Below are 25,390 nucleotides of genomic sequence, written 5' to 3'. Positions count from 1 at the left end.
GATATTACTGTCTACTAGTGAAACGCCGGGCCTTCATTGGATTAGGTGCGGTGTCAATCAGTGCTGGTTTACTCCACAGCGTCGGTGCGTTTAGTTCGCTCAGTGCCGGGCGTGGGGTTGTTGTTAGCGCTGCTTCCGACCCGAAAGGGATACTCGGGATCAATGATGAGGTGTATCCTGTAGAGTTTACTAACAACACGGATAACCTTTCGATGACGGTCACGCTCGAAAGCACAGCGATATCGTTCGATGTAGACGACGATGGGGAGTTCGAAGAGCCTGTTACGTTCAATATTGACGAGATAAAAAAAGTAGGCCTGCAAGGCGATGACGGGACCGTATCGATCTCTGTCAATTTATTCGACAATGGGTCTGTCGTGGGAAGCATTGACCTCGATCGAATTTTCGAGGTGCCTGGTGTTGCAGCGATCAGACAAGTCACTGGTTCCGTCACAGGAGCGTTTGGGAACGGGAGATATGAGTTTTCCCTCACAAACGAATCTGATGATGTTGTTACGCTAGATGGTTTCGGCGTCGACTGGACGGACAACTCGAATGCTGCCTGGGTTGGACGCGACCGGGGTAATGATGCTATTCTTAAAGCTGGAGGGACACAGCGGATTGCCGAACGGTTCCGCACTAATGGGGATGTCGTCGACGTTAGTAACAACCAAGAGATAACTCTCGATGGTACCGGAGTAGATTTCGAGATGGGACGGTTTAGCAACAATAGCGGCAATGGTGTTGCAGTTAATGATGTTGACCTGATCGTCCGGGGAAGTGATAACCCGGATATCACGGTCACTGTGGAGCTACGGGCTGATTGAATTGTTTCTCGTTTCGGCTATCTTTTTGCAGTGGTCTGTTCTGATCCCGTAATGACCGTGGAGTCTCGTCAGCAGTTGTGAACTGGCATTATAGTAGATCGCCTTGTCACTTATCGAACACCGGGAGATCTCCCCCATCCCTATCGTGACTGCCCGATAGAAAATAGCGCCCTTTCGATACGGATTGCCGTGCTTCGGTCGTCGGCGTATATCGGCGTTCTCCAAGTCCTTAGGCGTCACTAGTGGGCTTGCCGTCACTGAAAAGAACCCTGATGTGCGACAGACGAACCGATCGACAATTCCGCTTGTTCAGGCCGAACTTGAAGCCAGTATTGGTATCCCTTCAGAGAGTACGGGCGAGACAGAGTTCCTTCTCGATACCTAATACAAAGTGGGTGGCTCCCTGTAGTGTGAGTAAGAACCGCGTTCAGTATCCGCCGCGTTGACGACGGATTCTGACGTGGTTGTACGGAGAACATAATGATGAACATGAACCGACGGAATGTGATAGTTGGACTGGGTACGGTTGTTGTAGGCGGGGGCGCTGCACTGGGTTCGGGTGCGTTCAGTAGTACATCAGCTGAGCGCACGCTCGAGGTCAATGTCGTCACCGGCGAACAGATCGCAGAGGACTTCGTCGATGTGATCCTGAACAACGTGGGCGGCATTGATACGCTGGGGGTCGACGACGATGGGGAGGATGATGCAACTGCACTGTTCCCCGAAACAGACATCACTTACGATGGTAGCGGCCACACGACGAGCGCAAACGACGTCAGCCTCATGCAAAACGATGTGACGATCGTATTCGGTCCGGACGATAATGAGCTGCCACCGAATTCGAACGTGGAATACGACGAGCTGATTACCATCGTGAACGAAGAAGGAGATGGAACGAATTTTGAAGTTACATTTAATGTAAGTGTCGGTGACGGTGATTCCGATCTGACGTTTGATCCTGCCAACCAAACGGTTAACGAAAATAACACCGGTGACGTGGACGTAACCGTTGACACTGGTAGCGACGACGTGACCGATGGCACTCTCACGATCGAGATCAAAGAAGACTAACGTTACCAGCGCTTGGGCTGCCACCAGCGTATCGGACGTTCTGACGTCCGAAACCAGAACGAGTGTAAATGCTCTCCCTGAATGCCATCCACGAAAATCCTACTCACCGCAGCCGCACTCTGCTTTTTTGTCGCACTCGCAGTCCCGACTGTGGCGATTACGATCGGTGAGGACCCGGCTACCGACGACGTCGTCCTCGAGCCAGCCGACGAACGGTACGCGACCATCGAGAACGGCGAACTCGAGCTCGATCTCAGCATCCTTACGAACGCGGAGACGACGATCCTCGAGGTGTTTACGATCACGATCGGTGACAACGCTGACGACATCGAGGAGATTTGGATAGACCACGATGTCGAGGGGATAACGTTCTACGCCGATGGCGACCCACTGACGGACAACTCGAGACTCGAGCCGTCGGCGGGGGAGACAGTATCGGTCGGTGTCACGTCTGATGGCGCTGTCGCCCAGAGCGGCACGGAAACGTTCACGATCCACGTCCAGTACGAAGATGAAGAGGAAAAAGAAGACGAAGACGAAGACCACCCCAAGGGCGTCGAACTCACGAGCTTCGAAGTCGATCCAACAAAGGTCGAAACGGGCAAGAATGTAACCGCGAACGCGACCTACGAGAACGTCGGCCGAACCACGAAAGAGACGACGGCGCGACTCACCGTCGACGGCACCGTCGTCGACACCAAAACGCTTGAGATTCCACCCGGCGAGACGAAATCGGCCGTCTTTGAACGTCAGATGCAGTGGCCCGGAAGGTACGAGATCGGGATCGACGGAATCGCGAGCGAGACGGTTACCGTCGAAGGACCGCCGATCGACGTCCTCGAGGCATCCGTCACCACCACCGATATTACGGCCGGCGACAGGGCGACGATCGATGCCACGGTGTCGAATCCGACCGACCAGCGAGTGCAACGCACACTCGAGCTCGCGGTCGACGGCATCGTCGTCGACACCAACACGGTGATGATCGAACCCAACGGGGAGACGACGGTGACGTTCGAGCGGCAGTTCGACGACGCGGGGACGTACGACATCGCGATCAGCGGCGTGGAGGCGGGGTCGGTCACCGTCGCGGAGCGAGCCACGATCACGGTTCAGAACCGCGAACTGTCGGCGGCGGCGACGGCCGCGCTCGCCCCGCCGATGGCCGCGGGTTTCCTGTTTTTGGGTATCGCCGCGAACCGCCGATGGGCGTTCGTTCCGGTGCGGTAGCGAATCGCCGGAGGGCTGCCCCGTAGGGTCAAACGCCGACTCTCGGGGAGTTTATGGTGTTTGCTTCCCAAGTGAATCAGTAATCGAATAGTCGGCACAGAATGACAGTCTCCGAACAAACACGATGACGTCGGCCACACTGCTCAAACAAGGGCTCGGGCTGGCCGTCGCCGTCTGCATCGTCCTCCTGCTGGTCGGACAGTTACTAGGACAGCCGATCCTGCTCGGCTACGTCGCGACCGGCAGCATGGAACCGGCGATGAACGCCGGCGACGGCTTCGTCGCGATCCCGAGCGTCGCAACCGGCGACGTCGAGGAGGGAGACATCGTCGTCTTCGAAGCCCGAGAGTTACACGACGGCGAGCTGACGACCCACCGGGTGGTCGGCGAGACCGACGAGGGCTACGTCACCAGAGGGGACGCTAACCCCTTCACTGATCAGGACGGCGGCGAGCCGCACGTCACGGACGGCCAGATCGTCGCCACGGCGTGGCAAGTCAACGGCGAGGCCGTGACGCTTCCGTACCTCGGGACGGCGATCATGGGCGTCCAGGGCGTCGCGGAGTCGGCTTACGGAACGGTCGCGTCGGTCTTCGGGTTGACGGCGACGGCCGACTCAGAGGGACTCGGCGCGATGCTGGTCGCCGTCGGCGTCGCCCTACTCGGCTTCGGGACGCTCCTCGAGCGACTCGGGCCGGGAAGACGCGAGACGCACCGCTCGCGCTCTCGAGAGAACGTCATCGCGTTCTGGACGGCGTTGGGGCTGATTTTGCTCGTCTTCGTCACGTTCGCGACCGCGGCGATGGTCGTTCCCGCCGGCACCGCCGAGTACGAACTCGTGAGCACGGAGTCGCCGACCGACGATCCGCAGGTACTCGCCCCCGGAGAAACGGCGGAACTCACGCGGACCGTCGACAACGCGGGCTATTTCCCGATCGTGGCCGTCCACGACGCCGCAAGTCGAAATATCGCGGCGGATCCCGGGTCCCAGACGGTTGGGATACGCTCGAGCGGAGAGACGACGGTCTCGCTCACCGCGCCCCAAGAGACCGGCGAGTACACGCGACATCTCGGCGAGTATCGGTATCTCGCCGTACTCCCGCCGTCCGTGATCGTCTGGCTCCACGGGCTGCACCCGCTCGTGGCGATCGCTGCGGTGAACGGCGTCATCGTCGGTGGGACCGTCGCGATCGTCCTCGCGATTTTCGGCTACAACGACCTGCGCGTTCGAGCCGCGGGATCGCACGTTTCGCTGTCGACTCGGCTCCAGCGAAAACTCCGGGAGTGGCTGTGAGAGGCGCTCACACTGGTAACTGGCCGATAGCTTAAAATAACCGCCGTCGTCAGCCAGTATCGTTATAATGGTTCCCTCGCATGAATGTACGCATACGTGTCTCTCGACCGGTCCGGTAACGGCTCGAACCGGACACTGCGGGGAACGGACGCCAGCGGGACTGGCTCCGGGGGAATTTGAACTGTGATCGACAATCCGCGTCTCGAACTGCTGCTCGCTGAATACGGCCGTCTGATCGTGATCGCGCTGGTCGTGATCGGCGCGCTCGCGCTCGTCGCGAGCGGTTGGGCCGTCGCGAACCCGTCGACGACGACCGAGACCCAGTACGGTGAAGAGCGCATCTCGAGCGAGTTGCAGACGAGCGCCGTCGTCGTTCAGGACGGGACGCTCTGGAACGAGGGCGATCGACTCGAGAACAGCGAAGTCTACATGCTGAACGCCTCGCCCGAACTGACGCTCGAGGCCGGGACCGAACTGCAAAACGCGAGCGACGGGACGCCGATCGACGACGGTGAGGTAACCCACGAACTCGAGGTGCGCTACGAGGCGACCCGAAACGATCAGTCGTTCTGGAACGAGAGCCACACCGTGCTCGACGGCTCGCCGGCGCTCGAGGACGGCGTCGCAACGTCCGAAACGACGGTCGACGTCGAGTCCTACCGCGATCGCCAGCAGGAACTCGAAAGTGAACTGAGCGGCGTCGGCGACGTTGAGATGGCGTTCGTTCTCCACGTCGAGTACGACACTGGAACCAATCAGGGGACCCAGCGCGAGTCGACGACGTTTCGTGTGACCGACACCGCCTATTGGCTCGAGGAGTCGGTGTCCGCGTCCGACACGCACACCCACCAGACGGGAACGGTAGAGACGAGCGAGTCACGGAGTCTTGCGGCTATCGCGGGACTCTCGCTGCTCGGGACGCTCTCGCTCGCGGCCGGTGCGTTCGTTGCCCGCCGGTCGCCGATCGACGAGGACGCCGCCCGGCGCGCGGTTCACGAACGGCGCTACGCCGAGTGGATCTCGCGCGGTTCGATTCCGATGTGGATCGGCGACTATCACGTCTCGCTCGACACCTTAGAGGACGTCGTCGACGTCGCGATCGATACGAACGAGCGCGTCGTTCACGACACGCAGCGCGGTCTGTTCGCCGTCGTCAACGACGGCGTCGTCTACTACTACAGCGAACGCGGGCTCTGGGAGGAGACCGCCTGGCCGGAGATGAACCTGGAGGAACAGCCGGCGGTCGCCGACGGCGAGCCGGCGCTCTCGGCCGACGAGATGGGGCTCGAGGGCAACGAGGAGTTCGCCGATCCCGACGACGGGTTCGACGACGACGAGGACGTCTGGCAGAAGCTGTGAGAGCGGTGGCAACCCAGCTGCACACTGTTCGAACGCGAAACCGATCACGACACGGCCACCGATGATTCACGGTCCCCGAGTTGCACGGAGTACGCCGGCGATCGCCAAGTAATTGACAACGAGACGCACAGTCGCTCGCGACTCCCGCAAGCTTCGCCAGAACCTGACTATCCGGTCAAATCGCTATTTCGGTAGCTACGAACCACAACAGCCTACTTTACTGGCCGTACTATATCGTAATCTTTCACGATAGTTGCGGCTCGTAAGGCTCAACTTTTATGCTGCTGGGTGCTTTCGATTCGTAGTATGGCAGAGACCGACGGGGAGGACATCGAAGATTTGCCACCGAGTGCCAAACTCGTTTTCAAGGTGCTCGAGTACGATGGGCCGTTGACCCAGAAACAAATTGTCGAGGAGTCGATGCTGTCGGCTCGAACGGTCCGATACGCACTCGAGCGACTCGAGGAGATCGGGATCGTCGACGAGGATATCTACTTTGCTGACGCACGTCAGAGTCTCTACCGAATCGAAGAGCCTGTCGCGGCCGACGGCAACGGCGTCGACGAGTCACCGAAAAAAGACGCCTGCTGTGCCGAATAGCGGACGACAAACAGGAGGATTATTTTAACGGCGTAACCGTCCCCCTGCATGGACAAGGAGAGGCTCCCGCGGTGGGGATGGCTGCTAATCGGTCTGTTCACGATGGCGATCGTCGCCAACACGCTCAACATTGCCGTTCTCGGACCGGCGGGGCTACCCGACGAGTATCAGGTGATCACCGTGATCACCTCGATGGCGCCGGTGTTGATCTACATCGGGATCTGGTACGACGAGGAGCGACAGGAGTACTGGGAGCAGACGCGAGAACACATCGCGGGCGATCTGGTGTTCGTCGTCACGGGGGCCGCGATCGGATCGGCGATCGTCCTCGTCCCGATCGTCGATCTCGGTCTCCCGCGTATCGTCCAAGACATCATCGCGATGGCGGCCGGATTCATGCTCTCGTGGGGGCTGTTCTGGTGGCGCAACACGGAGGTGTACAGCGGTCTCTGATGCGCTGGCGGTCGCGCGTGACAGCTCGGTATTGGCGTCACACGTGACAGCTCTCTACCGGAAAACAGGACAGTAACTGCCTCAGGCGACGTATCTGGGAGTGAGTACAGACTGGCAGTCAGGGCCCGTCGGTTCGGCCGACCATCCCCGGCGTCGGTGGGGTAGCCCGTTTGTGCTGCGTTTCGGCACACAGCCACGCGATCGAGCGGGCCGTCTCGCGATCGATACCGAGTGCGTCCGCGGCGTCACTGATCGGTTCGTCCAGGTCGACGAGGCGCTGGAGGAGCGGATCGATGACGTCGTAGGAGGCGCCGAGTTCGTCGGCGTCGGTCTGGTCCGCCCAGAACCCCGCCGTCGGCTCCTTGCTGACGATGCGTTTCGGGACCCCGATCCGTTTGGCGAGCGCGCGCACCTCCGTCTTGTAGAGGTCGCCGATCGGATACGTGTCGGCCGCACCGTCGCCGTACTTGGTGAAGTAGCCGAGCAACCACTCGGAGCGGTTCGCCGTTCCGAGAACGAGTCGACGCTGGCGGTTCGCCGCGTAGTACGCACAGATCATCCGCAGGCGTGCGATGACGTTACCGGTCGCGTGGGTGCGTTCGTCTGGGCGGTCGTCGTCCTCGGTAGCGGCGGGCTCGAGCGACTCCACGACCGTCCCCTCGAACGCCTCGAGGATTGGGCGCAGCTGGATCTCCTCGAACTCGATCCCCAGCCCCTCTGCGATGGTCCGGGCCTCGCTGACGCCCGTCTGTTCGGCCTTGTGGCAGGGGAGGCCGAGTCCGAGGACGCGATCACTGCCGAGCGCTTCGACGGCCAGCGCCGCCGTGACGGTCGAATCGATCCCGCCGCTCATCGCGACGACGACGCCCTCGGCGCTCGCGTCCTCGACGGTCGACCGAATGTCGCTCACGATCCGCGAGCGCACGGTCTCGAGTCCCGGTCTGTCCGTAATGAACGATCTGTCCGGCTGTCCAACGTCCGAGTAGACGACTGTCTTCCTATCTGCTCCCATAGAGGTCAAACACCATGTTGTGTTACGCTCTATTCAACATTCGTCTCGTATAAATGCTTACTCCTTAAACAGCTAGTAGTTGTGGTCCAGATTGGACGACAGTCGGCCAGCACACGGGATGTTTCGTGCTAGTATCTACCATTAATGAGTGCGAACGAGTACCGCAGTATCTGGATCGTCGATACTGCCGCACTCAGCGCCTTCAGCAGCCATTTTCCCCGCGTTCCACGACGTGCCGACCGCCGTTCAGTACCGGATAGATACAATTATATTCGAACAGTTTGATTCCGAAGACGGTTACAACTCCCTACTGACATGAACTCCCCTCTCGCAGATCGGTCCCTTCGACTCCGAATGCTCGTCGCGCTCGGCCTGATCGTCTGTCTGCCGTTCGCGTTCGTCTACACGTTCGTCTTTCTCGCGAACACGGTCGGCATCGCGCTCCTCGAGTGGGCCAACGAGCGGCCGTATCACGGCGAGTTCTACGTCGATCCGCTGGTCCTCACCGTCGTCGTTCTCGGCGGTCTCGTCGTCCAGTACTGGTTCGGCCCGCGAACGGTCCTCGGATCGCTCGACGCGCGCGATGTCGACGCGAGCGAGTATCCCGACCTCCACGCTACGGTCACGCGTCTGTCATCGCAGATCGATCTCGCGAAACCCGACGTCGCCGTGATCCGAAGCGAGGCCCCCAACGCGTTCGCCGTCGCCGGCGGCGGTCACGAACGCGTCGTCGTGACGACCGCGCTCCTCGAACAACTCGAGAACGACGAACTCGAAGCCGTCCTCGCCCACGAACTCGCCCACCTGAAGAACCGGGACGCGAACTTGATGACCGTCGCATGGCTGTTGCCGACGATCACGTACTACCTCGCGATCGTCGCCTTCTACGTGCTCTACGGTTTTTATCGGCTGCTCGGTAGTGGATTCGGCGGTGGCTCGAGCGGCGGAAGCGGCGACAGCGGCGGTCGCGCACTCTTGGTCGCCGTCGTCGTCATCACCGTCACGGCCGTCGTGACGCTGACCGTCTCGGCGATGTTCTGGGCCGCGAGCGTGCTGTTCTATCGCGTCCTCTCCCGACAGCGGGAGTACGCGGCGGACGAGGCCGCCGCGACGATTACTGGCTCGCCCGCGGCGCTCGCGAGCGCGCTCGAGAACATCGACGAGGCGATGCCCAACGTGCCAGATCGGGACCTTCGAAAACTCGACGGCGGGGCGGAAGCACTCTACCTCGCGCCGCTCGAGAGTCGCGATTTCGGCTCGAACGAACTCGTCAGCACGGACATCTTCCCCGAAACCCATCCGCCGACAGCGGAGCGGATCGAGCGACTCCGCGAACTGGAACGGGAGGGCAGATGACTGGTGATCGATTTGGTAGACGACAACTGCTTGTGGCGGCTGGAACGGGGCTCACAGTCGGGATCGCTGGCTGTGGCTACCAGTCCGGTGGCGGCGAACTCGACTGGCAGTTCGAGTTCGGTGGCGCCCCGATGAGCGGCTCGTCCGACGAGACATGGCTCGCTGACGGCGACTCGTGCTACAGGATTCGCAACCGCAGCGGCCGGACGATCCAGAGCGACGATACCGGTGTCGGCTTCGTCGACGTTGACGACGCTCGCGTCACCGCCTATCACGAAACCGGCGACCAGCACTGGAGTCAGAGCGCCGACCGGCAGTACGTCGGCGATCCCGCCGTCGCTGACGGTCGCGTCTATCTTGCGCTCGAGGACGGCGGCGTGACGACACTCGAGGCGCCGGCGGACGACGCCGACGAGTCGACACCGCGCTGGACGGCCGACTGGGAAGGTTCGCCGCTCTCGCTGCACGCCGCCGGCGACACGCTCGTTGGCCGCCACGAGACCGGGGTGGTCTGCTTCGATGCGGACGACGGTACCGAACGTTTCGCGCTCGAGGATGAGGCACTCGCCGCGGACGCAGTCGTCGACATCGCGCTCGCGGGCGACCGATTGTGGCTGCTCAGTACTGGGGACCCTACCGACGGCGAGACGGATGCCGACCACGAGCTGGAGGCCCCGACGCTGTACGGTATCGACGACGACGGCACCGTCGAGACGAGCCGGTCGCTGCCCGCCGATACCCACTGGCTCGAGACGGTCGGTTCGGATGCGTTGCTGGGCGTCGACGACGAACTGTGGGCGATCGCAGCCGATGGCGACCGGCGATTCGCGCTTCCGCTCGAGGGGTCGACCGAGGGCGCCACACCGGTCACCGTCTCGGAGACCGAGCGGTGTTATCAGTATTCGGACGGCACGCTCGAGGCGATCGATGTCTCGGCCGGCAACGTCGTCTGGCAGTACGACGAGTACTCGTTCCGTGGGACGCCGGTCGCCGACAGTGACGGGATCTATGGATGGGGATCGGGGCCCGATACGGACGGCTGTGGGCTGGTCGCGGTGACGAGCGACGGCGATGGATGGTGGGGAGCGTCACCGACCGACGGCCGCGGCTGTCTGGGAACCCTCCTGCTCGTCGGCGATCGACTGGTCGTTGTCGTCGACGAAACCGTCTACGGCTATCGGAAGACGCCCGGGAGTCGATATACGCTCGTTTGAGCCCACAGAGGAGTTACGAAGAAATCCGCGCCGAAAAAGACTGCATGCACTTGCTCTCAGTTCCAGCGTTTGCGTTTCGGGGCGGCGAGCCACCTCGCATCGCTCACGGGAACGGACGCTATGAGGGGACGACCGTCACCGACTCCTTCCGATCGACCGTCTGCTCTAACTCGTCGGCGATCGCACTTCCTCGAGACACCTGAATCTCGCACACGTACCTTTTTTCTCGTCGGGTTTCGCTCACTCCGTTCGCGAACCACTCCGACAAAAAATCTACGCTAAAAAAGGCCGCTCACTCACTTCGTTCGTTCGCGGTTCGCCTACGACGGCACCACAGTCACCGGCTCCTTCCGGTCGACCGCCTGCTCTAACTCGTCGGCGATCGCACTTCCGCGAGACACCTGAATCTCCCCGCCGCGACTGACCGTCGCGGTGAACAGGTAGTCGCCGCCGGCCTGGACCTCGACGGTTTCGCCGTGGTTGCCGTCGACGGGGATGACGATATGTCTCGAGGTAATCTCGGGCGTGACCATCTGCCCCGCCGCCTGTCCCCCGCTCCGTCCGGAGCCGCCGTCTGCGCTGGCGCTGCCGCCACCGCCGCCGGCCCCGTAGTTGGGGTTTTCGTCGTGGGTTCGAACGTCGATGTCGATGCCTAGGCGGTTCTCGACGTCGGTGATTCGACCGCCACCTTTGCCGATGACGCTCGAGATGTCGTCGTCTTCGACGTAGACGACGGCTTTGTCCTGGCTCTTGAGTTCGACGTCGACGTAGCCCCGCGCGATCGAGCGGATCTCCCGTTCGATCTCCTGTTTGGCAATTCGGTCGACGCCGGACTCGTTCGCGGGACCGCCGTCTTCGTCTTTGAGCGGAACGGTGACGACCTGCCGGTTGAAGGTGTAGATCTCGTACTCTGGCTCGCCGGTCCGGAAGTTCGTGATCTGGATGACCGGCCGGGCGAGGTCTTCCTCCGTGAGTCCGGCGGGCACCTTGACCTCCGTTTTGACGTCGTAGACGGTATGAACCTCACCGGCTTCGATGTAGACGACGGTGTCGACGACCTGGGGAATCATCCCGAGTTCGACCCGGCCGACGAGTCGCTGGAGCGCGTCGATCGCTCGCGTCGCGTGGACGACGCCGATCATGCCGACGCCGGCCAGTCGCATGTCCGCGAAGACCTCGAAGTCGTTGGTCTTGCGGACCTCGTCGTAGATCGTGTAGTCCGGTCGGACCATCAGGAGAGCGTCGGCCGTGTTGGCCATGTCGCCCGCCAGTTCGGTGTACTGCGTGATCTCGGGGCCGACCTGCAGGTCCCGCGGTTTCTCCATCGTCTTGACCGAGTAGTCGTTGTCCGAGATGTAGCGGGCGACCGCCTGCGCGAACGTCGACTTCCCGGCACCGGGGGCGCCCGAAATCAGGACCCCGCGCTGGTGCTCGAGCAGCCGCTCTTTCAACTCGTCGGCGTGCTCGTAGTCGTCGATGTCGGTTTGAGCGATCGGACGGACGGCCGTGATCTCGATGCCGTCCGAGAAGGGGGGTCGGCCGATGGCGATCCGGTAATCGCGGAACTGGACGATCTGCATGCCCGGTTCCGAGAGTTCGATGAAGCCCTCGGGCGCTTCCTTGGCGCCGTCGACGATCTCGCGGGCGTACTCGTCCATCGTCTCCTCGTCGAGCGGTTCGTCGGCGATCGGCTCGTAGCGCATCTCGCCGATCGTACCCCGCTTGGCCTTCGGCACGGCCCCCGCCCTGAGGTGGACGCTCATCGTCTGATCGTCGAAGTAGTTCTCGACGCTGAGCGTGCCGACCTCGCGAACCTCGGGCGAGACGTGCTCGACCGTGAGCCCCTTGGCTTCGGCGACTTCGGCCTGAACGATGTCGCTGGTGAGGAAGGTTGCGTCGAGATCCTCGGCCAGATCGCGGATCAGCGCGTCAATCTCGCCTTCGGAGGCGTGGCCGCGCTCGATGGCGTTGGGCCGCTCGCCGATGTACTCGAGGTCGATGACGCCCTCGTCGGCGAGATCAGCGAGGCGCTGGAGTTCCTCCAGGCCGTCCCAGCCGCTGTCGATCCCGTCGTTCGCCTGCGCCTCGAGTTCCGCGACGACGGCTTCCGGCACCGAAATCGTCGCTCCCTCGAACTGCCCGTCTTCGATCGTCGCCGAGACGCGGCCGTCGATGACCACGCTCGTATCCGGCACGACGTGCATACGACAACTGGTCGACGGACACGTATAAGGGTGTTCCACCGCCGGAGCGGGCGTGGCTGTGGGGAGTTGCCACGGATCGCGATCCGCGACGAATCGGCCCGGTCGGCTGACCGCGGCCCCGTCTATCGAGAATCCGTACTGTCTTCCCAGCCGATGGGAAGACGCGTTGTCCCTTCACTCTCGGACCGAACACGTTCACGTAATGAATCCGGAGCAATCGTTCGGGCAGGGCGGACTCAACGGCTTTCTCGACGCCGACGATCTCGTCGACCGCATCGGGCTGGACGACGAGGAGATCGCCTGGCGAAAGGCGTACATCGGCTTCGACGCGGAAGACGAGCGACGGCTGAGCGACCTCGAGTCGCTGTTACGGGAGAACCAACACCAGATCGCGGACGACTTCTACGACAACGTGTTGCAGTACGACGAGACGCGAGCGATCGTCGACCGCTCGCCGAAGGGCGTCGATGCCCTCAAGCAAACCCAACGGGCGTATCTCGTCTCGCTCGCGACGGGCAACTACGATCGGCAGTTCTTCGCGAATCGCGCACGGATCGGAAAGCTCCACGAACTGCTCGACATGCCGTTGAAACAGTACGTGGGCCAGTACGGCGTCTACTACGAGTTACTCCTCGAGCGACTCGACGAGCGCGTCCAGCAGCAGGTGGTCGACGCGATCGAGGCGTGGGCTGAGGAACAACAGGACGACGGCGGACTCGGCGGGCTCGTCTCGGCCCTCGGATTCGGTGACGACGGCGGAGAGACAGGACTCGAGGAGTCGTTCGAGGAGACCGTCAGAGCAGCCGTCGACGACGGCATGATGGACGTGCTCGCGCTGTTGCGACTCATCAATCTCGACATGCAGATCGCCACCGAGACGTACGTCGACTCCTACGCGCGGCGCCTCGAGGAGTCGATCGAGCGCCGCGAGCGACTCGCCGCCGAGGTGGAAGCCGACATCCAGCAGCCGATCGAGGAGTTGCACGAGGCGAGCGAGGCGATCGCGACCCGTGCGGAGACGATCAGCAGCCACACCGCGACACAGGCGGCGAAGACGAACCGGGCCGCGACCGAACTCGGCGAACTGAGCGCCGCGGTCGAGGAAGTCGCGAGCGTCACCGACGAGGTTCGCCAAGAGAGCGATCGGACCGAGCGACTCGCCGCCGAGGGGGTCGAGGCCGCCGACGACGCGCTGGCGGAACTCGAGGCCATCGAGGACGCGACGACGGCCGTCTCACGCGCCGTCACCGATCTCGAGGAGCGAACCCGGGAGATCGACGCGGTCGTCGACCGACTCGACGCGCTCGCCGAGCGAACGACCGTGCTGGCGAAGAACGCGAAGATCGAGGCCGCCCGGTCGAACGGACAAGAGACCGGTTCGCGAACGATGGGCGTCATCGCCGACGAGGTCGAATCCTTCGCCGAGCGGACGAAACGCGACCTCGCGGCGATCGAAACCGCCGTCGAGGCCGTTCGCGACGACGCGCTCGAGACGGTCGAGACGACCGAGGAAACCGTCGATCGGGTCGACGACGGCACGGATCGGGTCCGCGAAACGATGGCCTCGCTCGAGGAGATCCACGAGTCGGCGGAGACGACGGCTGTGCGGATGGAGGACGTCGCAGCGGCGACCGATCAACAGGCGCGTAACGTCGAAACGACGGCGACGACCGTCGAGGAGATCGCGGGAACGGCCGATCGGGTTGCCACCGCCGCGGAGTCGGCCGCTGCGGCGAGCCAGGAACAGACCGCCAGCCTCCGCAACGTCGGTGAGACGGTCTCGAGGCTCACCGAGGGAGGCGGCGAGGACCGGGAACCGGTGTACGAACGGCTCGAGTGACGCTGGAGCCGGCCCTCGTATCGACTGTCGACGTGAGTCGACGAACTGCCACGATACTTAACTAATGGGCCCTCGATTGCATCGGTGATGGACGGCCCCGGCCTCGACGGCAGTGACGAACTCACGATCCTCTCCCGAGCGGAACTCGAGGAGCGCGTTCGCCGGCGAACGGCGGATCTCGAGAACGTGATGGACACGATGGTCGACGTGCTGGTGAAACTCGGCCCCGACGGCCGCATTCGGATGGCGAACGCGGCTGCGACGGACGTGCTCGGCTACGAGCGGGACGTCCTCGTCGGAAAGCCGATCGACCACGTGCTCGCGGACGGCTCGCGCGGTCCGTCCGCGTCGTCGACCGTCAGCACCGGCGAGTTCGTCGAGACGCTGATGCGCGAGGATCGGATCACCGAGTACGAGACCGCGCTGGTGACCGCCGAGGGCGAGGAGATTCCGACGAGTCTGTCGGCGTCGATCCTTCGCGACGACGACGGCGTCATCGAGGGCGTCGTCTGCGTCGCCACCGACATCAGCGAACGGATGGAAGCCGAGGAGCGCGCCGCCTTTCTCCACTCGCTGTTGCGCCACGATCTGGGGAACAAGCTCACGGTCACCTACGGCTATCTGGAACTGCTCGCGGAGTCGGCTACGGACCTCACCGAGGAGGAACGCCAGTACTGCAGCTACGCTCGCGAGGGCGTCGAGGAGTCGATGACTCTCGTCGAGAACGTCCGAACGCTCAACCGTCTCGAGGAGGAGGAATCGATCACCCCGATCGATCTCCGGCCCGTCCTCGAGGAGAGCGTCGCCCGGCATGCGGATCTGGCGGACAGACAGGACGTCGACGTTCGCATCGATGCGGACGCGAACGTCGCCATCCTGGGCGGTGCCCTGCTCAAAGAGCTCTTTGCTAACCTGCTCGAGAACGCGCTGATCCACGCCGACGCCTCGGAGATCCGACTCACGACCATAACGCACGAGTCGACGGTCCGCATCCACGTCGACGACGACGGACGAGGCGTTCCCCCGAATCGGCGGGATTCGATCCTCGAGCGCGGGGAGACCGACGGCGAGGCGGGCGGCACCGGATTGGGAACGTATCTCGCCGCCAGAATCGCGAGTAGCTACGGCGGCAACCTTGCGATCGACGACTCACCGATCGGCGGTGCCCGCTTTACCGTCACGCTCAGGACGCCGGCGGAGTGAGCTGAGCGTTTCCTCGGGAGCCGCGTCGGCTGGCCGGTCCGCGAGACGATCCGCGAACCGATCGGCGTACAGCGTCGCGCCGATTTCTCCGGCGAGTTCGTATCCCACTTCCAGTCGCTCGCGGCGCAGTCGTTCGTCACCGCTGACTCGGTCGCACGAGGCGAGTTCCAACAGACAGCGCAGCGTCGCTTCGTTCGACATCCCCGTTGCGTCTTCGAGCGCCGCTTCGAGCAGCTCTCGAGCCGCTTCGGTGTCGCCGCTTCGACGAAGCACTCCGGCGTGGACGATACGGGCGGTTACGTCGACCAGTCGATACCCCTCGGGAACGCCGTCGATCGCACGCCGACTCTGCTCGAGTGCTCGTTCGGCGTCGTCGCCGTCGGTCCGAGCCAGCGTCGCGGCGAGTTCCGTCCGGTGGGTTGCGACGTCGCTGTCGCTGCCGAGTCCGGTCGCGAGATCGAGTCCCGCCCGCTGGTCCTCGATCGCCGCCTCGAGGGCCCCGCGTTCGCGTTCGAGCACGCCCCGTGCCAGCAACCCCTTGGCGTGTAGCTTCGTGAACTCGCGGTCGATCGCCAACTCGAGACCGGAGTCGATCCGCTCGGCCGCCCGGTCGAACGCGCCGCGCTGGAGGGAGATCGTTCCGAGGACGATTCGGTACTTAGCGCGGTGATAGGTGCTCTCGGTCTCACGAAGCATCTCCAGCCCCCGCTCGAGCGTGTCGGTCGCCGTTTCGAGATCGCCGGTCGCTCGCTCGACGAGCGCCAGTTTCGCGTGGGTGATCGCTTCGATCTCGTCGTTGCCGACTCGCGTCGCGATCTCGAATACCTCCTCGAGGACGGGACGGGCCTCCTCCCACCGGGCCCGCGTCACGGTGACCATCGCCAGGTTGTTCAGTGCGAGCACCTTCACCCGCGAGCTACCGGTTTTCGCGGCCAGATCGCGACAGCGCTCGAACGTCTCCGTCGCGCGCCGGAGTCGGTCGTCGCGGAGGTAGGCGATCCCGAAATCGTTCAGACACCGAGCGAGTTCGCGGTCGTCGCCGGCGCGCTCGAGCAGCGAAACCCCCCGATCGAACTGGCCGATTGCGCGGTCGGCGTCGCCCTGTCGCATGTAACAGATCCCGATGTTCTGGTGTGCGCGACCGAGCAGGAGGTCGTCGTCGATTCGTGCCGCCAACTCTCGCTGGGTCCGAAAGCCCTCGAGTGCCGCCTCGATGTGGCCGCGTTTCATGTCCGCCCCCGCGCGATAGTCGTGCAGCCAGCAGACTTCGCGCGTCACGTCGTCGCCGCCGACGTCGAGGCCCGCCGTCGCGTACCGTTCGGTCGCCTCGTACTCGCTCCGTTCGAACCGAACCCGAGCCTGATAGCGATAGGTGCGACGGATTCGGTCTGGATCGGTCGTTCGGTCGCGAACGTAGCGGAACTGCTTGTCCGCTGTCTCGTACTCGCCGCGCGTGTAGTGGACGTCGCCGAGGGATTCGAGCACCGCGAGGATCGTCTCCTCGTGGCCGCGCTCGCGGGCGAGTCGAAGGGCTCGCTCGTACCACGCGACGGCGTCCTCGAGCGCGTAGAGCGTCGTCGCGTGATCCGCGGCGGCAATCCAGTGTTCGAGCGCGAGATCGGGTTCGTCGGCGCGGTCGTAGTGGTGGGCGATCGTGGCGTCGGTCTCCCGACGGTCGTCTTCGGCCATCGCATCTGCGATTCGCCGGTGGAGTCGGCTGGCGTGCTCCTCGTCGATCGCGTCACGGACGACCGACCGGATGACGTCGCTTTCGAACCGAACCGTCGCGTCGTCCGTCCGCCGCCAGAGTCCCGACTCGACCAGCCGATCGACGTGCTCCCGACAGGTCGACGGGGCGTGACGGGTCGCCGTCTGCAACAGGGAACGCGGGACGACGTCGCCGACGACGGCGCCGGTCTCGAGCACCGCCCGGGTCGCCGGGTCAAGGCGCTCGAGTCGGGCGCCGATCGTCGTCTGGACGACGTCGGCGACGGCGATCTCGTCGGGGTGTTCGGGGTAGTAGTCGTGGGTCGGGTCGATCCGTCCCGCCTCGAGCATGTGTTCGACGGTTTCGACGACGAAGAGCGGGTTGCCGCCCGTCTCCTCGGCGATCGCGTCGACGAACGCGGGGGGAACGCCGCGGTCGCCGACGTGTCGTTCGACGAGTTCGGTGATCGGCTCGCGGTCGAGCGGTCCCAGTTCCAATCGGACGGTCGACTCCTCGCGACCGACGGTCTCGGAGATCCACGTGAGCTGGCCGTCGGTCTCGGGTCCCGTCGGTCGGGCGGTACAGATTACAGCGAGGGGTGCCTCGTCGATTGTCTCGACGAGGTGCGTGAGCAACTCGACCGTCGCCGTATCGGCCCACTGGAGATCGTCGATTGCGAGCACGAGCGGCCGGTCGGCCGCACGGTCTTCGAGCCAGGCCGCCGTTCGATCGTAGACCGCTTCGAGTCGGGCGTCGTAGGTGGTGTCGTCGCGGACCGGCGGCGAGGGCGAGTCGACGAACGGGAGCGGCTCCGCGTCCGCTCGGTCGTCGAACGCGTCGCGGAACGGGTGGTAGGGACCGCCGCCGTCGCGCCGACAACGACCGATCGCCGTCTCGAAGCCCAGATCGCTCGCGTCCGCACAGAGCCGTTCGATCAGCGCCGTCTTGCCGATGCCCGGCTCGCCCGCGATGAGCGCGACCGACGACTGTCCGTCGCGAGCGCCCTCGAGCAGTGTCGTGAGCCGATCGCGTTCGGAGTCGCGGCCAACGAACGCCGGCTCGAGGGCGGACTCGAGCGAGATCGTACCGTCGGGCGTTCGGGCAGCGAGCGCCCTCGAGAGTGGGATATCGTACGCGTCGGGAACCGCGCCGAGCGGCAGTTCGCGGCGGTCGTCGTCGGTGACCACGACGACCCGTTCGGACTCGAGTCGAGCGTACCGATCGTCGGCCCGCTCGCGGCCCGCAGCGGTCAGTCGGTAGCTCGTTTCGTTCGCCCTGTCGCCGTTAGAACCGGTCCCATCGGCAGTTTCGCCGGACCGAGCAGGCGCTTCGACAGCATCGTCAGTTGATTCGTCGCTGCGGGGCTCGCCGTCCCGACTCGTCACGAGGCCGTCCGACTCGAGCGCCGACAGCGTCGACGCGAGACGGAGTCGGTCAGCGAGCGTGTCCTCGAGATCCACCGCGGCCGCGATCGTTCGAATCGAGGCCTCGAAGACGGAGCCGCCGTTTGCCTCTCGTTCGCGGAGAGCGAGTAAAATGGGGGTCTCGAGGTCACGCTCGTCCATTGCGTACTCGTAACTGCTCCATCATATAAGACCTATTGGCAGAACTGGTCGATCGAGACCGTCGCCCGAGGCTCCCCGTTTCGACGGTGACGAGAAGCGCCGTTACTCGCCGTCGCCGCCGGCGTCTGCGCTGCTCGCGTCGGCCGATGGGGTCGGCGCGTCGGTAGCCACGTCGCCGCCCACGTAGTTCGTCCAGAGCACGAGCATGCTCGGGAGGACGAAGACGCTACCCAGGAACGCGTAGATGATCGTCAGTCCGGTGATCAGGCCGAACTGCTGGAGCGGCGGGAGGATGGCGAAGACGAGGACGCCGAAGCCGCCGACCGTCGTGGCCGCGCTGCCGAAGAGCGCACCGCCGGTGCCGGTGACGCTGCGATAGAGCGCGTCGAACGGGTCGTCGCCCCGCTTTCGCTCGAGCAGGTAGCGTTCGGTCATGTGGATGTTGTACGCGACGCCGAGCCCGATCGTCAGGCTCGTGATCGTCCCTGTCATCACGTTGAACGGCACCCCGAGCAGGTACATGGTGCCGAGGATCCACGCGACGCCGAAGACGATCGGAGCGATGGTGAGCAAGCCGAGCAGGGCGCTTCCGTGCGTCCATCGGTAGGCGACCATCAGGAACGCTACGACGGCGACCAGCGCGACGAGCATGCTCTGGATGACCGTCTCGAACAGCTCCTGCTCGATGAGGTGGAAGACGATGATCTGGCCCGTTGCGGTGACCTGCAGCCCGTCACCGTCGGCCGCCGACGCCACGCCGGTCAGCTGGTCGTTTACGTCGCCGGGGGCGGCGTCGCCCTGCGTCGAGACGACGACGCGGAGCGACTGGTACTCGCCGCCGTCGGCTCCCGCACCGCCCGTTCGGTGGATCACGTCCCGGGCTTGCTCCGGAGCGACCTCGAAGAATTCGTCGTACACCGCCTCGAGGTTCTGGTCGGGGACGCCGTCGCCGGTCGTGTCGGCCGCGTCGTACGTCGCGGCGAACGACTCGTTCTCCGCGGCGACGGACTCCATCGCCGTCAGCGGGCTTCTGACGTGGGCCTCGCCGTTGGGGAGGACGACGGCGACGTCCGTCTCGGCGGCCGACGCCTGCATCTCGTCGGTTCGCTCGAGCGTTCGATCGTCCGTAATATCGCCCTCGACGAGCAGTTGGGCCTGGGTATCCTGCCGGAGGAAGTGCTCGTTGACGTAGCCCATGTTCTCCTTGACGCTGTAGTCGCCGGCGGCGAACGGCCCGGGCAGCGACTTCGCCCAATCGGCCGGATCGTCCGCGATGAAGTCCTCCTGATCGAACGTGGTGTCGATCTGCGCTGCTCCGTAGGCCCCGCCCAGCGTCAGCAAAACGGCGACCGCGACGACCGCCCACGGCATCCGTTTAGCCGCGCGGTGGCCGCCGGCGAGCGCGCCGCTGAGTCGGCCGCCGCCGGTGCCGAAGGCCCGTTTGCGGCGGTCGTAACCGCGGGCCTCGAGGACGGCGTCGAGTTCGACCTTCGCCGCGGGGACGACGGCCCCGAAGACGACGAGCGCCGAGACGATGCCGAACGCGCTGGCGACCCCGAACTCGCGGATCGGCCCGATCGGGCTGACCAGATTCGAGAGGAAGCCGATGACGGCCGTCGCCGTCACCCAGACGAACGCGACGCCGAGGCCCGCGACGACCAGGACCATGGCGGATCTGGTCGACTCGGTGGCGTCTTCGCTCGCGGGTCGCTCCGCTCCCCGCTCGCCGCTCCGAGGCGCGTTGCGCCTCGCTTCGCGAGCCTCTCTATGCCGCATAAACAGGTGTATCGCGTAATCGACGCTCAACCCGACGAGCAACACCGGCACCGCGATCATCAGCTGGTTGAAGTCGATTCCGGCCCAGCCGAGAAAGCCGAAGGTCCAGACGAGCACCAGCGCGACGCCGCCCAGTCCGAGCACGATATCGAGCAGGTCGCGGTAGGCGACGGCCAGCACGGCCGAGACGAACAGCAACGCCATCGGGACCACGATGATCAAACTGTCCGTCAGCGAGCGATCGATCTCGTCGGTGATGATCCCCGCACCGAAGACGAAGCCGCCGTCACCGAAGCGGTCGTCCACCAGCTCGGCCATCGCCAGCTGCGAGTCGACGACGTGGTCGGCCGCTTCGCCCTCCATCCCGCCCTGGCCCTCGCTGTGCTGGGTCACGAACAGCATCCGGGCGTCGGCTTGGGTCGATCCCTGCTCGTAGTCCGTCGGCAGGAATGCCAGCACCTGTCGGTCCGCGTCCTCGCCCAGCACGGCGGCGACGACGTCCTCGACCTCCTCGTCGCTCATCGACTCGAGTTGTTCGATCTGGTCCTCGAGCGACGGCCCCGCTTCGCCTTCCATCTGTGCCGTGCCGGTTGCGGGTTCGTCGCCTTCGACTTCGCCACTGTCCTCGGCGTCGTCGCCTTCAGCGCCATCATCGTCCTCGCTGTCTTCGGCGCCGTTACCGCCCTCAGCATCCTCGCCCTCCGATGCACCGGCGTCCTGCTGTCCATCCGCCGCCCCCTCCCCTTGCATCGCGGTCATCGCGACGATGGAGGCGACGTCGGTGAACGGCTCGTCAGTCAGCGTCGGCTCGATCCGATCGTCCTCCTGGAACTCCTGTTGTAACTCGAGCGTCGCGAGCAGCGACTCCCGGTCGAGAACGTTCTCCCCGCGGACGACTACCTGCACCGTCGTCGTGTCGTCGTCCTCGCCGTAGTTGTCCTGGATGTACTCGAGTTTCTCGGCGGCCTCGCTGTCGGTCTCGAACTGATCGAGTGAGGAGGTCTGCTCGAGCGAGCCAACACCCGCTCCCATCACCAGCGTCACCACCAGCGCGAGGGCGATGACGAGCCGCCCCTGCTGGGTAACCGCTCGAACGAATCGATCGGCGACCGACACGTCAGGTCGCCCCTCGCGTCGTCTCGGCTGCGTTCATGACTGGCACCTAGGGACAATCCGTCCATACGTGTTACTATCCGGAACTGACGACGATACGACCAGTGCAATCAACTTGCCGAGCGACGAGAGGGACGTATGGACGTTGTCGAGTTGACCCGCGATCTCGTCTCGATCCCGAGCCACAAGGACGAGACGGCCGCGGGCGACTACATCGAGGAGTGGCTCCGAGCCGAAACCGACGCTGACGTGCGACGAGACGAAGTCGGTAACGTGATCGCCAGAACGGGAACCAGTGGGGAAGCACACGCCGACGGAGAAACGCTGGCGCTCGTCGGCCACCACGACGTCGTCGCGCCCGCGGCGTCGCAGGTGGACGAGGACGGCGCGTACGTCGTCGAGCAGCGAGACGGTCGACTGTACGGTCGCGGTGCGGCGGACATGAAAGGCGCCGTCGCGGCCGCGATGCTCGCGTTTCGCGACGCCGGACTCGCGCTCTCGGACGTCGACGACGTCGGCGGCGGCGACGATTCGGCCGCGGACGCGCTCGTCTTCGCCAGTTTCGTCGGCGAAGAGGTCGGTGGCGTCGGCGCGCGCCACGCCATCGAGCGGGGGTTCGCACCGGACTACGCCATCGTCGGCGAGGGTTCGACGAACTACTCCAAATCGGGCGTCACCGACGTCGTCGTCGCCCACAAGGGCCGCCGCGGGAGCACGATCACCGCTCGCGGCACCGCGGCCCACGCCAGCGAGGTCGACGCCGGCGAGAACGCCATCTACCGCGCGACCGACGCCGTCGATATCGTTCGGGGCCTCGAGGCACCCGCCGTCGACGTCGCGGGCGAAACCCTCGAGGGGAGTCTCGTCGTCACCGAAATCGACGGCGGGACGGCGATGAACGTGATCCCCGAGCGCTGCGCTCTGACGGTCGACGAGCGAACGGTGCCGGGCGAGCGAGCGGCTCTCGAGCGCGTCGAGTCAATCGAGGGCGTGGAGTGGACCGTCGATCAGGACCTACCGCCGATGCGGTGTGACGACGAGGAATTCGCTGAGCGGGTGCTCGAGGCCGCCGCCGAAGCGCAGGTGGGGTCGCCCGAACTGGTGACGAAACCCCACGCGACCGACGCGGGGTGGCTCGCCGAAGCCGGTACGGAGTGCGTGATCTACGGCGCCTCAGAGCCCGGCGAGGCCCACACGAAAGCCGAAAGTGTCTCGATCGAGGTGCTCGAGCGGTGTCAGGAGACGTATCGTCGGGTGGCGGCGTCGTGGCTCGAGTGACAGTCGATAAAAGGGCGGGTACTACGTCACGCATCTGCTCGCAAAGCGAGCAGTTCACCGCCGGTACGGGCGGATCCCGTGATGGCGGTTTTTCGACGTAAAAAGGACGTCTATACTCCTGGGACACCGACGGCCTCGAAGCCGGTGATGCCGAGTGCGGCGAGCGCGTACAGCACGACCAACACGGTTACCCAGGCGAGCAGTCCGATCATCGCCGCTGCGGTCCAGTCGCCGGGGTACCGGAAGTTGATCACCGCGATGTACGCGAGCAGGGCCAGCAACGGTCCGAGCAGTGGGATCCATCCCACGAAGAAGCCGACGACGGCCCATATCACCGCCCCGATTAGCGCGGTGACGATCGCGTGGTCGTAGTCGCCGGCGCCCACGATGACGCGCGCGCCGACGTAGATACCCAGTGCTCCGATCAACAGGCTGGCGAGGAAGACGATTGCTGATGCGACTACCATCTCATTGTGATACACGTCAGATAGCCCGAATAGCTCACTGCTTGCGAGTTCCACACCGCTATCATGGGCGTGCGATTCCGGGCCGGAGACCCCTTGAAAGAGCCACGTTACGGGTCTTCGGACTGTCTCCGAACGCGAGATTTTTCGGGTATCGACTCGAGACCGCCGGCGGAGACTCGCTTCGGCGAGACCGACGGACGCCCCGCCAGCGACGAGACCACCGGAACCACGACGTTGATACTATGCCCGCGCATACGAAACGCCAATGGCGACCGATCAGGCTCAGAGCGAGGCGGCTACGAGCGACACCTACGAGGAGTTCGAGCAGCGCGTGCGGCGGATTTCGAACGTATCGAACGCGGCCGGCATCCTGCAGTGGGACCAGGAAGTCGTGATGCCCGAGGAGGGGACCCCAGCCCGAGCGCAGCAGCTCTCGGCGCTCTCCTCGATCGGTCACGAACTCCTGACCGACGACGAAACGGGCGAGTTGCTCGCGGAACTCGAGTCCGCCGATCTGTCCGATGAGCAGGCGGCCGTCGTCCGCGAGGTCCGCCGGCGCTACGACCGCGAGACCAGCGTTCCCCAGGAGCTCGTCGAGGAAATCTCCGAGACGACGGCCACCGCCCACCCGACGTGGAAACAGGCTAAGGACGAGGACGACTTCGAGCAGTTCGCGCCCACGCTCGAGAAACTGGTCGAACTCAAGCGAGAGTACGCCGAGCACATCGATCCCGACGCCGATCCATACGAGGTGCTCTTCTCGGACTACGAGCCGTACCTCGACCTCGAGACGGCGGAGCGCGTCCTCGAGAAGCTACGCGACGAACTCGTGCCGCTGATCGACGCGATCGACGAAAGTGATGCGGACATCGAGACGGACGCCTTCGCGGGCACGTTCGAGGACGACGATCAGGAGGCCCTCGCACGCGACGTCCTCGACTCGCTGGGGTACGACTGGGGTCGCGGCCGGCTGGACACAGCACCGCATCCGTTCTCCTCGGGCACGCAGTTCGACGCCCGCGTGACGACCCGCTTCGAGGAGGACGACCTGCTGGGTTCGATCACGTCGACGATCCACGAATTCGGCCACGCGAACTACACCCTCGGACTGCCCGACGAGGGCTACGGCACGCCGCTTGGCGAAGCGCGGGACCTCTCGGTTCACGAGTCCCAGTCCCGGCTCTGGGAGAACCACGTCGGCCGCTCCCGGCCCTTCTGGGAGCATTTCCTCCCGATCGCCCGCGAGCGCTTCCCGAGCCTCGAGGACGTCTCCCCCGAAGCGGCCTACGAGGCCGCAAACCAGGTCCACGACGACAACCTCATCCGGGTCGAAGCGGACGAACTCACCTACCATCTCCACATCGTCATCCGGTTCGAGATCGAACGCGACCTGATCTCGGGCGACCTCGCGGTCGAAGACGTGCCCGAGGTCTGGAACGACAAGTACGAGGAGTACCTCGGCGTCCGCCCCGAGACCGACGCCGAAGGCTGCCTGCAGGACATCCACTGGTCCCACGGCTCCTTCGGCTACTTCTCGACGTACTCGCTGGGGTCGGTGCTGGCGGCCCAGCTCTACGACGCCGCCGAGGACGACCTTGGCAACCTCGACGACGATATTCGAGCGGGTGAGTTCGGCGAACTCAACGGCTGGCTCCGCGAGAACGTCCACCAACACGGCAAGCAGTTCACCACGCCCGAGTTGATCGAGCGCGCGACCGGCGAGGAGTACACGGCCGAGTACTTCCTCGAGTACGTGAAATCGAAATACGGCGAGCTGTACGACCTCGAGGAGTACTAAACGCGGGACCGGAGTTCCGCAA

18 protein-coding genes are annotated in these 25,390 nt (G+C 64.4%); 13 read left to right on the top strand and 5 right to left on the bottom strand.

The window, feature by feature from the left end:
* The first annotated feature begins 17 nt into the window (after window positions 1–17).
* The 7 genes from ACSFDB_RS10575 to ACSFDB_RS10545 all read left to right on the top strand — a co-directional run bounded on the left by ACSFDB_RS10575 (window position 18) and on the right by ACSFDB_RS10545 (window position 6,834).
* A complete protein-coding gene (locus tag ACSFDB_RS10575; protein ID WP_440770951.1) occupies window positions 18–827 on the top strand; it encodes a hypothetical protein in 810 nt (269 codons plus the stop codon).
* Between the two features lie 480 nt (window positions 828–1,307).
* Window positions 1,308–1,898 (top strand): hypothetical protein, encoded by a 591-nt coding sequence (locus ACSFDB_RS10570; RefSeq protein WP_440770950.1) that lies wholly within the window; start codon window positions 1,308–1,310, stop codon window positions 1,896–1,898.
* Window positions 1,899–1,979: 81 nt separating this feature from the next.
* Window positions 1,980–3,128 carry a CARDB domain-containing protein gene (locus ACSFDB_RS10565; protein ID WP_440770949.1) on the top strand — a complete coding sequence of 383 codons (1,149 nt, stop codon included), beginning with the start codon at window positions 1,980–1,982 and terminating at the stop codon, window positions 3,126–3,128.
* A gap of 124 nt (window positions 3,129–3,252) precedes the next feature.
* On the top strand, window positions 3,253–4,422 hold the full coding sequence (locus ACSFDB_RS10560; protein WP_440770948.1) for a signal peptidase I: 1,170 nt from the start codon (window positions 3,253–3,255) through the stop codon (window positions 4,420–4,422).
* A 183-nt stretch (window positions 4,423–4,605) separates the two neighbouring features.
* Window positions 4,606–5,781: a DUF5305 domain-containing protein gene (locus ACSFDB_RS10555; RefSeq protein ID WP_440770947.1), complete on the top strand. Its 1,176-nt coding sequence runs from the start codon at window positions 4,606–4,608 to the stop codon at window positions 5,779–5,781.
* Window positions 5,782–6,087: 306 nt separating this feature from the next.
* The gene (locus ACSFDB_RS10550) at window positions 6,088–6,381 is read left to right on the top strand and encodes a winged helix-turn-helix transcriptional regulator (RefSeq protein WP_090311042.1); all 294 of its coding nucleotides are present in this window, start codon (window positions 6,088–6,090) and stop codon (window positions 6,379–6,381) included.
* 48 nt (window positions 6,382–6,429) lie between these two features.
* On the top strand, window positions 6,430–6,834 hold the full coding sequence (locus ACSFDB_RS10545; RefSeq protein WP_440770946.1) for a hypothetical protein: 405 nt from the start codon (window positions 6,430–6,432) through the stop codon (window positions 6,832–6,834).
* A gap of 118 nt (window positions 6,835–6,952) precedes the next feature.
* On the opposite strand, the gene ACSFDB_RS10540 is transcribed toward ACSFDB_RS10545, so the two are convergent.
* A complete protein-coding gene (locus tag ACSFDB_RS10540) occupies window positions 6,953–7,846 on the bottom strand; it encodes an NAD+ synthase (protein WP_440770945.1) in 894 nt (297 codons plus the stop codon).
* Between the two features lie 315 nt (window positions 7,847–8,161).
* Between ACSFDB_RS10540 and ACSFDB_RS10535 the strand changes: the two genes are divergently transcribed.
* A complete protein-coding gene (locus ACSFDB_RS10535; RefSeq protein WP_440770944.1) occupies window positions 8,162–9,202 on the top strand; it encodes a M48 family metalloprotease in 1,041 nt (346 codons plus the stop codon).
* 32 nt (window positions 9,203–9,234) lie between these two features.
* Window positions 9,235–10,416, top strand: a complete 1,182-nt coding sequence (locus ACSFDB_RS10530) for an outer membrane protein assembly factor BamB family protein (RefSeq protein WP_440770943.1) — start codon at window positions 9,235–9,237, stop codon at window positions 10,414–10,416.
* Between the two features lie 320 nt (window positions 10,417–10,736).
* Here ACSFDB_RS10530 and ACSFDB_RS10525 read toward each other — a convergent pair whose 3' ends face one another.
* On the bottom strand, window positions 10,737–12,620 hold the full coding sequence (locus ACSFDB_RS10525; RefSeq protein WP_440770942.1) for a PINc/VapC family ATPase: 1,884 nt from the start codon (window positions 12,618–12,620) through the stop codon (window positions 10,737–10,739).
* Window positions 12,621–12,822: 202 nt separating this feature from the next.
* Here ACSFDB_RS10525 and ACSFDB_RS10520 point away from each other — a divergent pair, with 202 nt between their 5' ends.
* Window positions 12,823–14,460, top strand: coding sequence for a protoglobin domain-containing protein (locus ACSFDB_RS10520; RefSeq protein WP_440770941.1), 1,638 nt, complete (start codon window positions 12,823–12,825; stop codon window positions 14,458–14,460).
* 87 nt (window positions 14,461–14,547) lie between these two features.
* The gene (locus ACSFDB_RS10515; RefSeq protein WP_440770940.1) at window positions 14,548–15,663 is read left to right on the top strand and encodes a PAS domain-containing sensor histidine kinase; all 1,116 of its coding nucleotides are present in this window, start codon (window positions 14,548–14,550) and stop codon (window positions 15,661–15,663) included.
* On the opposite strand, the gene ACSFDB_RS10510 is transcribed toward ACSFDB_RS10515, so the two are convergent.
* On the bottom strand, window positions 15,610–18,936 hold the full coding sequence (locus tag ACSFDB_RS10510) for an ATP-binding protein (RefSeq protein WP_440770939.1): 3,327 nt from the start codon (window positions 18,934–18,936) through the stop codon (window positions 15,610–15,612). The genes ACSFDB_RS10515 and ACSFDB_RS10510 overlap by 54 nt on opposite strands.
* A gap of 102 nt (window positions 18,937–19,038) precedes the next feature.
* Window positions 19,039–21,828 carry an efflux RND transporter permease subunit gene (locus tag ACSFDB_RS10505; RefSeq protein WP_440770938.1) on the bottom strand — a complete coding sequence of 930 codons (2,790 nt, stop codon included), beginning with the start codon at window positions 21,826–21,828 and terminating at the stop codon, window positions 19,039–19,041.
* Between the two features lie 135 nt (window positions 21,829–21,963).
* Here ACSFDB_RS10505 and ACSFDB_RS10500 point away from each other — a divergent pair, with 135 nt between their 5' ends.
* Window positions 21,964–23,103 (top strand): M20 family metallopeptidase, encoded by a 1,140-nt coding sequence (locus ACSFDB_RS10500; RefSeq protein ID WP_440770937.1) that lies wholly within the window; start codon window positions 21,964–21,966, stop codon window positions 23,101–23,103.
* A 110-nt stretch (window positions 23,104–23,213) separates the two neighbouring features.
* Here ACSFDB_RS10500 and ACSFDB_RS10495 read toward each other — a convergent pair whose 3' ends face one another.
* Complete coding sequence (locus tag ACSFDB_RS10495) at window positions 23,214–23,570, bottom strand: hypothetical protein (protein ID WP_440770936.1); 357 nt, start codon at window positions 23,568–23,570, stop codon at window positions 23,214–23,216.
* A 265-nt stretch (window positions 23,571–23,835) separates the two neighbouring features.
* On the opposite strand from ACSFDB_RS10495, the gene ACSFDB_RS10490 reads away from it, so the two are divergent.
* Entirely contained in the window at window positions 23,836–25,368 is a 1,533-nt protein-coding gene (locus ACSFDB_RS10490) for a carboxypeptidase M32 (RefSeq protein ID WP_440770935.1), read from the top strand.
* The last annotated feature ends 22 nt before the right edge of the window (window positions 25,369–25,390 follow it).

The organism is Natronorubrum amylolyticum, from assembly GCF_052040145.1.
GTDB lineage: Archaea > Halobacteriota > Halobacteria > Halobacteriales > Natrialbaceae > Natronorubrum.
This window is presented reverse-complemented; position numbering and strand designations above follow the sequence as displayed.